Source organism: Kordia aestuariivivens (assembly GCF_014397005.1).
Taxonomy (GTDB): Bacteria; Bacteroidota; Bacteroidia; order Flavobacteriales; family Flavobacteriaceae; genus Kordia; species Kordia aestuariivivens.
Window position 1 is genome coordinate 93,331 of the sequence record NZ_JACGWS010000001.1, and the last position, 12,345, is coordinate 105,675.

12 protein-coding genes are annotated in these 12,345 nt (G+C 33.6%); 4 read left to right on the top strand and 8 right to left on the bottom strand.

Going from position 1 to position 12,345, the window contains the following annotated elements:
• Positions 1-92: 92 nt before the first annotated feature.
• From H2O64_RS00365 to H2O64_RS00380, 4 genes are all read right to left on the bottom strand, one after another.
• On the bottom strand, positions 93-932 hold the full coding sequence (locus tag H2O64_RS00365) for a mechanosensitive ion channel family protein (RefSeq protein ID WP_187560149.1): 840 nt from the start codon (positions 930-932) through the stop codon (positions 93-95).
• A 90-nt stretch (positions 933-1,022) separates the two neighbouring features.
• Positions 1,023-1,391 carry a DUF1304 domain-containing protein gene (locus H2O64_RS00370; RefSeq protein WP_187560150.1) on the bottom strand — a complete coding sequence of 123 codons (369 nt, stop codon included), beginning with the start codon at positions 1,389-1,391 and terminating at the stop codon, positions 1,023-1,025.
• Positions 1,392-1,477: 86 nt separating this feature from the next.
• Positions 1,478-1,678 (bottom strand): dodecin family protein, encoded by a 201-nt coding sequence (locus H2O64_RS00375; protein ID WP_187560151.1) that lies wholly within the window; start codon positions 1,676-1,678, stop codon positions 1,478-1,480.
• An 80-nt stretch (positions 1,679-1,758) separates the two neighbouring features.
• Positions 1,759-2,664, bottom strand: a complete 906-nt coding sequence (locus H2O64_RS00380; RefSeq protein WP_187560152.1) for a NifU family protein — start codon at positions 2,662-2,664, stop codon at positions 1,759-1,761.
• A 434-nt stretch (positions 2,665-3,098) separates the two neighbouring features.
• On the opposite strand from H2O64_RS00380, the gene H2O64_RS00385 reads away from it, so the two are divergent.
• Entirely contained in the window at positions 3,099-4,106 is a 1,008-nt protein-coding gene (locus H2O64_RS00385) for a PorP/SprF family type IX secretion system membrane protein (RefSeq protein WP_187560153.1), read from the top strand.
• 329 nt (positions 4,107-4,435) lie between these two features.
• On the opposite strand, the gene H2O64_RS00390 is transcribed toward H2O64_RS00385, so the two are convergent.
• Together H2O64_RS00390 and H2O64_RS00395 are read right to left on the bottom strand one after the other, a co-directional pair.
• Positions 4,436-5,608 carry a VWA domain-containing protein gene (locus H2O64_RS00390; protein WP_187560154.1) on the bottom strand — a complete coding sequence of 391 codons (1,173 nt, stop codon included), beginning with the start codon at positions 5,606-5,608 and terminating at the stop codon, positions 4,436-4,438.
• A gap of 17 nt (positions 5,609-5,625) precedes the next feature.
• Positions 5,626-6,642, bottom strand: a complete 1,017-nt coding sequence (locus H2O64_RS00395) for an SIMPL domain-containing protein (protein ID WP_187560155.1) — start codon at positions 6,640-6,642, stop codon at positions 5,626-5,628.
• 227 nt (positions 6,643-6,869) lie between these two features.
• Here H2O64_RS00395 and H2O64_RS00400 point away from each other — a divergent pair, with 227 nt between their 5' ends.
• The 3 genes from H2O64_RS00400 to H2O64_RS00410 all read left to right on the top strand — a co-directional run bounded on the left by H2O64_RS00400 (position 6,870) and on the right by H2O64_RS00410 (position 10,605).
• On the top strand, positions 6,870-9,092 hold the full coding sequence (locus tag H2O64_RS00400; RefSeq protein ID WP_187560156.1) for a tetratricopeptide repeat-containing sensor histidine kinase: 2,223 nt from the start codon (positions 6,870-6,872) through the stop codon (positions 9,090-9,092).
• A complete protein-coding gene (locus H2O64_RS00405; protein WP_187560157.1) occupies positions 9,093-9,824 on the top strand; it encodes a LytR/AlgR family response regulator transcription factor in 732 nt (243 codons plus the stop codon).
• A gap of 271 nt (positions 9,825-10,095) precedes the next feature.
• Entirely contained in the window at positions 10,096-10,605 is a 510-nt protein-coding gene (locus H2O64_RS00410) for a gamma carbonic anhydrase family protein (RefSeq protein ID WP_187560158.1), read from the top strand.
• Positions 10,606-10,623: 18 nt separating this feature from the next.
• Here the strand turns inward: H2O64_RS00410 and H2O64_RS00415 are convergent, their stop codons facing one another.
• Both H2O64_RS00415 and murI read right to left on the bottom strand, forming a co-directional pair.
• Positions 10,624-11,427: a hypothetical protein gene (locus H2O64_RS00415; protein ID WP_187560159.1), complete on the bottom strand. Its 804-nt coding sequence runs from the start codon at positions 11,425-11,427 to the stop codon at positions 10,624-10,626.
• A gap of 86 nt (positions 11,428-11,513) precedes the next feature.
• Positions 11,514-12,293, bottom strand: coding sequence for a glutamate racemase (gene murI / locus H2O64_RS00420; protein ID WP_187560695.1), 780 nt, complete (start codon positions 12,291-12,293; stop codon positions 11,514-11,516).
• Positions 12,294-12,345 lie beyond the last annotated feature (52 nt).

The window sequence follows — 12,345 nt, forward strand, 5'->3', positions numbered from 1 at the left end:
TTGTCTAATTGTCTAATTGTCTAATTGTCTAATTGTCTAATTGTCTAATTGTCTAATTGTCTAATTGTCTAATTGTCTAATTGTCTAATTGTCTAACCTTTTCTCTGTATTTCAACACTATGTGGATAAGGAATTTCAATTCCAGCTGCATCTAAAGCAACTTTAGCATTCTCTAAAGTCTCAAAATACACATCCCAATAATCTGCTGTGGTCGACCATGGACGTACCGCAAAATTCACAGAACTATCGGCTAATTCTGAAACATTTATAGTTGGAGCAGGATCTTTTAAAACCTTTGGATTTGCCGTTAATACCTTCATTAATACTTCCTTAGTTTTTTTAATATCTGCATCATACGAAACACCAATTACGTGATCTACTCTCAACTTTCCTTCTGCTGAGTAATTGAGGATATTCCCATTAGATAATGATCCGTTTGGTATAATTGCTAGTTTATTTTCAAGAGTATTTAACTGTGTAGTAAAAATTTGAATTTCTTTCACAACACCAGTGACACCTTGCGCTTCAATAAGGTCTCCAATTTTAAATGGTTTGAAAATCATAATCAATACACCACCAGCAAAGTTTGATAGCGAACCTTGTAACGCCAATCCAATTGCTAAACCAGCAGCACCAATAATAGCTGCAAAAGAAGTCGTTTCAACACCTAATTTGGAAGCGACAACTACAAATAATAAAATCTTAAGAATCCAGCCGAGTAAATTGCCCAAAAATTTCTGTAAAGTAGCATCAATTCCACGTTTCTTCATCAATCGTCTTGCCAATTTGACAAACATATTTATCACGAATAAACCAACAATTAAAATGATCAATGCGGCAACAATTTTTGGTGCGTAATCAAAGGCAACTTCTTTAAATTGTGTGAGCCAATCTTTTTCTGGAGTGACTATTTTCGTAGCAGTATCTTGCATAATTTTTTATAATTTTAATTTTGAGCAAAAATAGTGAATCAAATAGTTTTGAGTTACGGGGAAAATAAGAAAATGTATAGATTCTGTGAACTACATATAAAATCGATTAATCAACAACACGGCAAGCGCAATAAATGCGGGTGTTCCTTGAACGATTAAAATGCGTTTGCTTTTTGTTGAATATGCACCGTAAAGCGCCGCAACACATACACAGATGATAAAAAATAAACTCACAGAAACATCTTTGGTGTATAATGACCAAAATAAACCTGCGGCTAAAAATCCGTTATACAATCCTTGATTGGCAGCTAAAGTTTTAGTTTCTTCAGCAAATGTTTTCGATTTCAACCCGAAGGTTTTCATACCTTTTGGCGTGGTCCATAAAAATATTTCAATATATAAAATGTATATGTGTTCTATCGCGACAAGCGCAATAAGGATGGTTTGTAGAGTTTTCATAAGTTGAAGGTATGGAAAATCTGTGAGTATAAAAAAAGCGTTATCAATTTTGACAACGCTTTTCTATATATGATAGGCAAACTAGTTTATTTTACTTCAAAAGTAAGCTTTAAGTTTACGCGGAATTCTACTACTGCATCACCATTAACGATAGCGCTTTGTTCTTGCACATACACAGATTTAATGTTTTTTACAGACTTAGAAGCCTGTTTTACAGCTCTAGCTGTTGCATCTTCCCAACTTTTCTTCGAATTTGAAAGTACTTCAATTACTTTTAATACTGCCATAATATTAGGTGTTTTTAAAGGTTAAATTATAAATTAGACCTTCAAATTACGGTAATTCTTTCAATTATGAAAACTTGTGCTTAACCATTTATAGCAACGACTTCGTTTACTTTGCCTTCCAGTAAATTCTTTAATGTATTTTCAATTCCACTTTTCAATGTCATTGTTGAAGATGGGCAACCGCTACAAGCGCCTTGTAGTACTACTTTTACTACTTTAGAAACTGGATCGTACGAATCAAACATAATATTTCCACCGTCACTTGCCACAGCTGGTTTGATGTATTCTTCTAAAATATTTATAATTTCTTTTGAAATATCGTCCAATGCCTCGAAGCTTTCATCAGAAAGTTGAACTTTCTCTTTTTGTGCTACTGGAATATCTTGTGAGATAATTTCTTTTCCTTCATGAACATAATTGCGAATAAATTCACGAATTTCCATCGTAATGTCATTCCATTCTACCATATCGTACTTTGTGATAGAAATATAATTTTTATCTAAAAAGATTTCTTTTATAAATGGAAAATGAAATAAAGCTTGCGCTAATGGTGCATATTTTGTTTCATCTATATTTTTAAATTCAAAAATACGGTCTACAATTTTCTTATTAGAAACAAATTTCATCACCGTTGGATTTGGTGTGCTTTCAGCATAAATCGTAACCAGAACTGTCTTTTTTGGTGTTGCCGATTCGGTAATGATTTCCTTTCCTTCGCTAATATACGTCTGAATTTGTTCGGCTACTTCATCTTGCACAGCTTCCCACTCAATAATATTGTAACGCTCAATAGCAATGAAATTTCCAGAAATAAAGATGGTTTTTACAAATGGAAGGTAAAATAATTGCTGTGCTAAAGGCGAATCTTTAGCATCATCAATATTCTTAAATTCATAACTATTATGTCGTGTAAGAAACGAACTTGCTTCAAACTTTATAATTGCTGGATTGCTTGTTTTTTCTATATGTATCGTAATACCATTCATGGCGTTAATTTTTTACAAAAGTAACCATTATCGTTGTATTCTATAAATGCTATCGTGTAAATTATTACATTGCTGAGGTCGCTTTGTGTTATTTTTATTTTTTGTGTTAAAATAATTAAGAAATAATTACGTTTTTAATAAATTGGCATCTTTAAAATAGTTGCAATTCAAGCTTGTTTTGTTAAAATAAGAACCTTGTGGCTAACATTGCGTAATAAATTGAGATAAGAATTACATACTTATCAAATAATTTATATATTTGACCAAATGTGTAACATTTTACAATGTAAAAACACCTAATTGCAGGAGTATTGCATATAACTAACTGAAACACAATATTTAAAAGGCCTCGTTATCAAATAATAAGTAGCATTGAGTGTTCAATACAATGAATATTTGTATTGTTCATTTTTTACACAAAAAGATAAACACTAATGAATTTTAAAAAATACTTAGCTATTGTTGCCATCGCATTTGGAGTACAATGTTCTTTTTCGCAAGATGGACTTCCTGTCTATGTAGACTATCTTTCAGACAATTTATACCTAATCCATCCTTCAATGGCTGGCGCTTCTACTTCATCTAAACTTAGATTGACAGCAAGACAACAATGGTTTGACGTTGATGATGCACCGTCTTTACAAACACTAAGTTTCAATACGAGAGTTGGAGATAAAGTAGGATTTGGGGCTATTGTTTACAATGATGCAAATGGTAACTTCTCACAGCAAGGAGCGTATTTAACGTTTGCATATCATTTATTGCTTTCAAGAAACAGAGTAGATTTAAATCAACTATCTTTTGGAATCAGTACAGGGTTTACGCAAGGAACATTAGATGAAACAGGTTTTGATATCATAAACAATCCCGATCCAATAATTGGAGGAACACAAGCAAATGCTACATATTTCAATGTAGACTTTGGTGCGTCGTACTACTTTTTAGATTTTTATGCGCATTTAACCATCAAAAATGCATTGCCAACAAAAAGAGATTTATTCTCTCAAGAATTTGAATCAAAAAATCAACGTCGTTATTTAGCATCTGCCGGATATGTTTTCGGAGGTTACGGTAGCGATTGGAAATATGAGCCTTCTTTTATGTTTCAATACACAGATGAAACGCAAGAATCTTCTATTGATGCAAATATTAAAGTATATAGAAGTATGGATTTCGGAACCGTTTGGGGAGGATTATCATACAGAAGAAGTTTAGACGGAGCAGAATTTGTAAATGGAACACAAGTTGACAACCAGAAATTACAATACATTACGCCATTTGTAGGTGTAAACTATAATAAATTTATGTTTGCGTATACGTATTCATACCAGGCAAACTCGTTAGTCTTATCAAATGGTGGTTTTCACCAACTTACCTTAGGATATGACTTTGGAAGCTCAAGAGAGCCGTACGATTGTAACTGTCCTGCGATTAACAATTAAACACTACATAAAACAATATATACGAAAGGCTTGCAAATTATTGCAAGCCTTTTTCTTTTTAATGAAACTCAAGTTTATGAATGTCTTTTTAGACTTCTTAAACTTGTAAGTTAAATTAATCCAGCTGAATAACGAGACCTAAGATTTGATGTAAAATCAATACTCATTAGTATCCAATTAAAAAGAGTTCGATAGTAACTACCGAACTCTCAATTACTTTTTTTAAATAATAGGATAACTATATAACGATTTCAATTCAGTCTAACGGCAAAGCCGTCTAAGAGATTCCTGCCTAGGCAGGAACGAGTCTAAGAGCGAAGCGATCTAAATTACCACGTGTAATTCTTACGCGCCGCTTGTGTTTTAATCGCTTTAATCATTGCACTTTCCAAATCAGTTTTAGAATCATCTTTAGATTGCTTAGCAATGTATAATTTACGTTGTGTATCCAACTCACGAATTTCGCGTTGAATCTTTTTGCGTTCTTCTTGCTGCTTTTTTACGTACGCTAAAATTTGTTCTTTCGATTTTCCTTTCAATTCCTTTGGCAATTCATCTTTGCTTAACTCATCAAGTTTTACAGAATCGTTGGCAATTCCATCCACCAAATCCCAAGAAGAATTTGTATAAAAACTAGAACTTTTAGAAACAGCTCTATCAACCGCAATTTCTTCATTAATTGAATTTGCATTAAAATCTTGTGTTGCTTGTTTGGCAAATTTAGCGCTACCTTGTCTTCCGTATGCGATATACGTTTTGTTCAATCGGGTATTATATTCCATGATTTTCTGATCGTACGGTGTTTTAATATATACAATCGTTTGTGTGTGTGCAATAGTCATATAATCACCTTTACCCAATATCGCACCATCTTTCCACATGCCCGAAATTCCTTGTTCGTAGTTTCCGCAGAAAATAGTATTGATCACAACATCTTTCTCCGTAGCATTTGTAATTGCATCTTTATAACTTACTTTTCCTTGTGTAAACGGTTCGTTTCCTGCAATAAAAAGTAATTTCAAGTCTTTTGGGTTATTTCCCCAATTCAATTGATCGATGGAAGTCTGAATGACGTGTCCGCAAAACTCATTTCCGCCGCGTGTCGTCAACGAAAATAATTTCTCAGAGATTTCATCCAAATCACTGCTAAATGCCAACACTTGACGGATATGACCTTCTGAAGATGGTAAATTGTCGTTTCCGTACTCGTATAACGCAATTTCTAAATTTGGTTTCTCGCCGTCACATTTTGCGTATGACAACTCATTAATAATTTCCCATAACTGCGCTTTCGCTTGATGGATCAATCCGTCCATACTATTGCTTGTATCTAACAACAAGGTAACTTTGATGGTGTTTGGTTTTTTAGATTTCAGAATTCCACTATCTGTAACGATTTCAATTTTTGTTTCATTCAATAAAGCTGTGTCCGTTTTTGAATTTCCTTTGCAAGCCATTGTTAACAGCAATGCGCTCGCCAAGATTACATTTAATTTTTTCATGTCTTTGTTCTTTTAAATTAATTAGACTTTAATTCTTTTACGTCAATTTTCCCGTCAGGAGAAATCACATAATACTTGTGCTCGGTTTTTATTTCTGTTTTTGGCGCTGGTTTTTGCTCTTTTGGTTTTGGCGAGTACACCAATTTAATATGCATTCCTACTTGAATTACAGGTTCTAAAATTGCTGCGTTTAGCACGATGTCGTAATTCTCATAAGAAATAGGTTGGTAATAATAGGAAGTTTGTTTTTTTGCTTTAGTTACACCTTTTTTTCGCTCTAAAGCTTCAAAAGAAATACTGTTGAATGCTTGATAGTTTTTGTAGAAATCTTTCGGGAAATAACAATACTTATCATCAGCCATGATTACATTATAGTCAGCCAAATCAAAACCTAACATTTTATAATATTCCTTTTTTTCTTTAATTAATGCCAATAATGAATCTTGTAGCTTTTTATAAACTTGTCGTATATTTTCAATAAAATAATCAACCTTTACCAAGTTGTAAATTTCGTTAGAAGCGCAGGCAGCTAATATCTTTTCAAACTGTTGTGTTTTTTTAAATTGAATGTGAATGTTCTGTTGCAACTCAAAACCTTTTGGAACTTCATTATACTTAGTACTAAATAATTTTTTCTGAACTTCAATTTCATACACAGGTACAAAAGAAATCACATCAATCGCGATGTCTTCTTTCTTAATTCCGATAGCGAGTAATTGTTTTCGAACATTATCAATACGTTCGTTGACTAACTTATTAGCATCTTCCGCAGTAGGTCCAATTTGGGAAATATTGAAAATTGCAGTATACGAAGTAGCTTTGGCGTTGTACAATGCTTGTACATCTAATATAATATTAGCACTTGGATTGACGTTCCGCGCTAGATTGGACGTTGAACTTCCATAACGTTGCGCATTTCCATATTCTGCTACGACAATATTTTGCCTGGAAATTTGTTGATCATAATTTCCTTTGTGTTGTGCAAAGAGAAACTGGGAGAGACACAAGCACATTAATAAACTTATTTTTTTCATGATGTTTTTAATTTGGCTTAAAAATACTTGCAAAGAAAACCGTAAAAAATAGGGAATGAGTGAAGTGCTTTTTTGAATGAGTAAACAGGAATATTGGTTGAGAGAAATGTATAAAAATCACCGTCAAATAGGCTTAAATAGTAGTTTTTACAAAGATCACATTTTAGTATATCGCCGAAAGTGCGTAAGTTTATCATTCTTAATGAAAAAGATATTAAAATAAACAGATGAAAAAACTAGTCACTCTATGTATATTCTTATGCTTGATTTCTTTTCAGGAAAGTGTGGCGCAAAACACTTCTGAGAGAGTCAAAAAAGAAGCGAATGCTCCTTTTGTCGTAAGAGGCGAAATTAGAGGGAGAGTAAACAGAGCGCCAGTTTCAGATGCTACAATTCGTATTGTTGGTGGAGAAGTTGTCAAAACAAATGCTTTTGGACGTTTTACGATTCGCACGCGTGTTGGCGATCAATTAGTGATAGAACATCCAAGTTTTGGAAAAGAGTTTCATACCGTTTCTGATGATGAATCTTTGGTTGTATTAGTCGATGGCTTTGAAGAAGGTGATGATGAAGAAGTAGAAAAAGAAAGACAATCTTCAGATTTAAAGCGACATAAAATATTGTTAGATTCTGCTGTATTATTCAAGAAAAAAGATATTGATAAAAGTATCAAATACATTGAAAAAGCACTAGAAAATTTATACGATAACAACGATCAAAAACAACTTTCAGATTCGTATACAGTTCTTGGAGATATTTATGCTTTTTGGGAACAATACGATTTGGCAATCAGCAATTACCAAATTGCACTAAAAATGTATAGTACAAGTCGTTTGTGGATCTCACTTGGAATGACGCAATTACTCAATAAAGAATATGCAGAAGCAATTGTTTCTTTCAACACAATTTTACGAAATAGCTTATCGCGATACCAAAAAACTTCAGTATACGAAGGTTTGGGCGACGCGTATAAAGCACTGAAAGAATATGACAAAGCACTAGAATATTACAATAAAGGATTAGCGATTGCACAAGAAGATTTAATTACGCCAAAAATCACAGATCTAAACTCTAAAATTGCGGAGAATTATGCAGCGAAAGGAGATGTCAAATCTGCAAACGGATTATTCTTAAATTCACTCAACTTAGCTTCCGAAGAAAATGTAAACCGCGCAATAGTTGAGCAAAACAGAGTTGCAGATTTTTACAATTCAACGAATTCGTATGACAAAGAAATAGAATTACGCAAACAAAATTTGGTTGATTTAGAAAAGTCAGGCGTTGAGAAAAAAGAAATTTCAGGACTGTTAAAAGATTCTACCACAATTACTTCCCAAAAGATCAATTACAAAATTGGAAATGCATTTTTACAACAGGAAAAGTATTCAGAAGCACTTCCGTATCTTCAGAAAAGTGCCTCGGAAGCCAATACCAGAGGAGATTTAATTGTAGAGAAAGATGCCACACGAAAAATTTCGGAAACTTACGAATCGCTTGGTGCTTTTGAGAAAGCGAAGCAAACATTTGAAGACTATGTGGAATTGGTAAACGAGTTGACATTGCAGAAAGAACAAGAAATTTCGCAAGCAAGTCGATTCACAAAAAGAAGTCAAGATAATCAACTTCGCATCCGAAGTTTGGAAGCCGATCGTGTGTTGCGTGAAGCACGAATTAATAACAATCTGCTAGAACAAAATTTAATTGAACAAAGCAATACCACCCAAAGATATACGATTTACTCACTGATTTTTGGAATGTCATTGTTGGTGTTTACCATCTATCTTTTATATCGAAATAGCAAACAGCAAAAGCTTGCAAACAATTTATTAGCACTAAAATCATTGCGTACGCAGATGAATCCGCACTTTATTTTCAATGCGTTGAATTCTGTAAACAATTACATTGCTATTAATGACGAACGAAACGCGAATCGGTATTTATCTGAGTTTTCAACCTTAATGCGTGCCGTTTTGGAAAATTCGGATGAAGATTTTATTCCACTGTCAAAAGAACTCGAATTGCTCGAATTGTATGTCCGATTGGAACACATGCGTTTTCAGGATAAATTTGATTATGAAATTAACGTAGACGAACAATTGAACGTTTCGGACTTTCAAATTCCACCAATGTTGTTGCAACCGTATATTGAAAATGCTATTTGGCACGGATTGCGGTATCGAGAACAAAAAGGGCAGCTCCGCATCACCATTTCGGCGAAGACCGATGAAACCCTTGAAATTATTATTGAAGATGATGGAATTGGCAGAAAACGTTCGATGGAATTGAAAACAAAAAATCAATTGCGCCAAAAGTCGAAAGGAATGGGAAATATCAAAAGGCGGATTGCCATTTTGAATGATATGTATAAAGATAAAGTAGATGTTTCTATTGATGATGTTACCGAAGATGGACAAGGAACCAAAGTAATATTAACGCTTAAAAAAGATTAAATGCAATTACAAACCATTATTGTTGAAGACGAAGAAATCAGTAGAGAGATTCTCAAAAAATATATTGGAAAATATTGTCCAAATGTAAACATTGTCGGGGAAGCTTCTAATATTGACGATGCGCTTATTTTAATTCGAAACAATGAATTGGATTTGGTGTTTTTAGATGTCGAAATGCCTTTTGGAAATGCTTTTGATTTGCTCGAAAAAGTAGGCGATCGCTCGTTTGAAACTATTTTTGTAACTGCGTACGATCATTATGCAATTGAAGCCTTGAACAGTCATGCGTCGTATTATTTATTGAAACCAATTTCAATTGATGAATTGATTAAAGCGGTAGATCATGTGATTGCTATCAAAAGTAAAGAAGAACGTTTGGTAGAAAATGTAACGGCTACGAATATTGAAATGATTAATGGTAAAATTACCATTCCGCAACAAGATGGTTTTCAGGTGTTGAATGTTGCCGAAATTATTTATTGCAAAGCAGATGATAATTACACAGAAATCTACATTAATACTTCAAAAATTGTGGTGAGCAAAACCTTGAAATACTTTGAAGAAATTTTAAGTCAATATCCGTTTGCGCGTGTGCACAAATCCTTTTTGGTGAATGTAAACGAAGTTGTAAAATACAAAAAAGGAAAAGGCGGAAGCGTTGTATTGAGCAACGGAAAAGAAGTAATGGTTTCGTCTACCAAGAAAGCGAATTTGTTGTCGTATTTTAAATAAGTTTATGAGTTTAAAAAGTTTATAAGTTTATGTGTGCTAAATTTTGAATAACACTTCGACTCCGCTCAGCGTACTTTTTGAACGAAAGTGAAGTAATCTGTTAATTGAGAAGCAGATTGCCACAAGTTTTTTCAAAACTTTCGCAAAGACGAATGACAAATCAACAAAAAACAAATCAACGAATCAACGAATCCACAAACAAACAAACAAAAGGAGCAAAGCGATAAAAACCCAAAAGCCAAGCGCCCCAAAACCTAAAACCCAACAACCCATGATCATACAACCAGTAAACGGAAAATATCCACAAATCGGAACCGATTGTTTTATTGCTGAAAACGCTACCATTGTCGGCGAAGTCAGTATGGGAAATCAATGTAGTATATGGTTTAATGCGGTGTTGCGTGGCGATGTGCATTTTATTAAAATGGGCGATAAGGTAAACGTGCAAGATGGCGCAGTGATTCATGCTACGTATCAAAAATCACCCACAACTATTGGAAATAATGTTTCTATTGGACACAATGCTATTGTACATGGTTGTACAATTCATGATAATGTGTTGATTGGTATGGGAAGCATTGTGATGGATGATTGCGTGATAGAAAGCAACAGTATTATTGCTGCGGGCGCGGTTGTAACTAAAAATACGCATGTAAAATCGGGAAGTATTTATGCAGGTGTTCCCGCGAAAAAAGTAAAAGATATTAGTGACGAACTCATTTCTGGGGAAATCAATCGGATTGCGGATAATTATGTGGAGTATTCTGGTTGGTTTAAGTGATGTTTTTTATACACCTTATTACCACACGTCTTTTATTTTTTCAATTCGTTCAGGATATTTCCCGTTTTTCAAAAATTCTTTAAATTCCTTTCCAATAAATTTTACATTCCCAGAATTAATTGTTGTGTTTTTCCAATCTGAAACTATTAATTGAATGGTTTTAAACAACTTTTCATTTTCGTCTTCATTTTCAATTCCGATTCTTAATTCTCCATTTTTTAGATCGATAAATTTGAAAAAAAGACCTTTTTGAGTTTCGCTTATTTTATTTAGAGTTTGTATAAAATATCCGCTATAATCAGGATATGGTACTTTTTCGGACTTAATAAGTTCGCTCGAAAAATATCTAAAACCTATTTTAATGCCATACTCTTCTAGTTTTTCAACCCAATAATTGACTGTTGGAACTTCTTTTTGAGTTGCTGTTATTTGAATTTCACGGTTACTAGTCCAAGGTTTTGTATAGGTTTGGATGATTTTAGGGTTACTAATTTCTAAGGAATCACAAGTCATTTCAAACACACTTTCTGTATCAAATTTTAAACCGAACCCTTTTTCCGTTAAGTCAATTCCGTTAATACAAGAATCTCTTGTTGGTGAGAATTGTTCTTTTTTATAAGTCCAATTCGTAAGTCCGATTGTTTTTAAAGAAAATTCTTTTAATTCCTGTTTTTCTCCTGCGACATATGTTCCGACTGTTTGATATCCGACTACAATCTCAAGTTCATTTTTTGAATCTTTAATTTCTGATATAAATCCGTTTTCGAACCAATAGTTTTGGTCGAGCCATTCTTGTAATTTGGTTCTGTTCTGGATTTTCATTCAAATGTGTAGTAACGTTATGCATAACAAGAACTCCTGTTATTTCTACTATAACTAAACCTAAATTTAAAGATCTATAAATTTAGCTAAAAATCCAACGCTTCCACCGAAAATTCGTGCTGTAATATTTTACGTAAAACGACTGGGTTTCTATTGCTGTAAAATGTGCAAGTTCCTAATTTAGATGCTGAGTTTAATAAATGATAATGCTCTAAAATGGCTTTGGTTTGGTTAGCAACCGCAATTCCTGAATCAATAATGGTTACGTGTTTTGGAAGGAGTGTTTTCAATTTTGGAATTAAATACGGATAGTGACTACAACCCAAAACCAAATAATCAATATTGGCATCTAACATGGGTTGCAGATATGTATGTAATAAATTTTCCATTTCTGGAGATTCAATGTGTCCGTCTTCAATTAATTGAACTAATCCTTCGCCAATTTGCTCAATGATTTTTACACCATTAGCGTACAAATCCGTCGTTTTATGAAACAATTCGCTAGATAGTGTCCCTTTTGTTGCTAAAATGCCGATCGTCTTTGATTTCGTCTGTAAAGCAGCAGGTTTTATAGCAGGCTCAATTCCGATAAATGGAACGTTATAAGTTTCTCGTAGATGTTGAATGGAATTTGTAGTGGCCGTATTGCAAGCAACCACAATGAGTTTGCATCCTTTTTGAAGTAGTAACTCCGTGTTTTTTATACTAAGTTCGGTGATTCTTTCTTTTCCTTTTGGTCCGTAAGGCGCGTTTTTACTATCTGCTAAATAGATCGTGTTTTCGTGCGGCAATAGTTTGTGAATTTCTCGCCAAATCGAAGTGCCACCAACGCCTGAATCAAATATACCAATAGGAGAATTGCTCATGCCTGTAAAAATACTAAAAAACAAAAGATTGTTCTTTGGAAGATCACTTTTT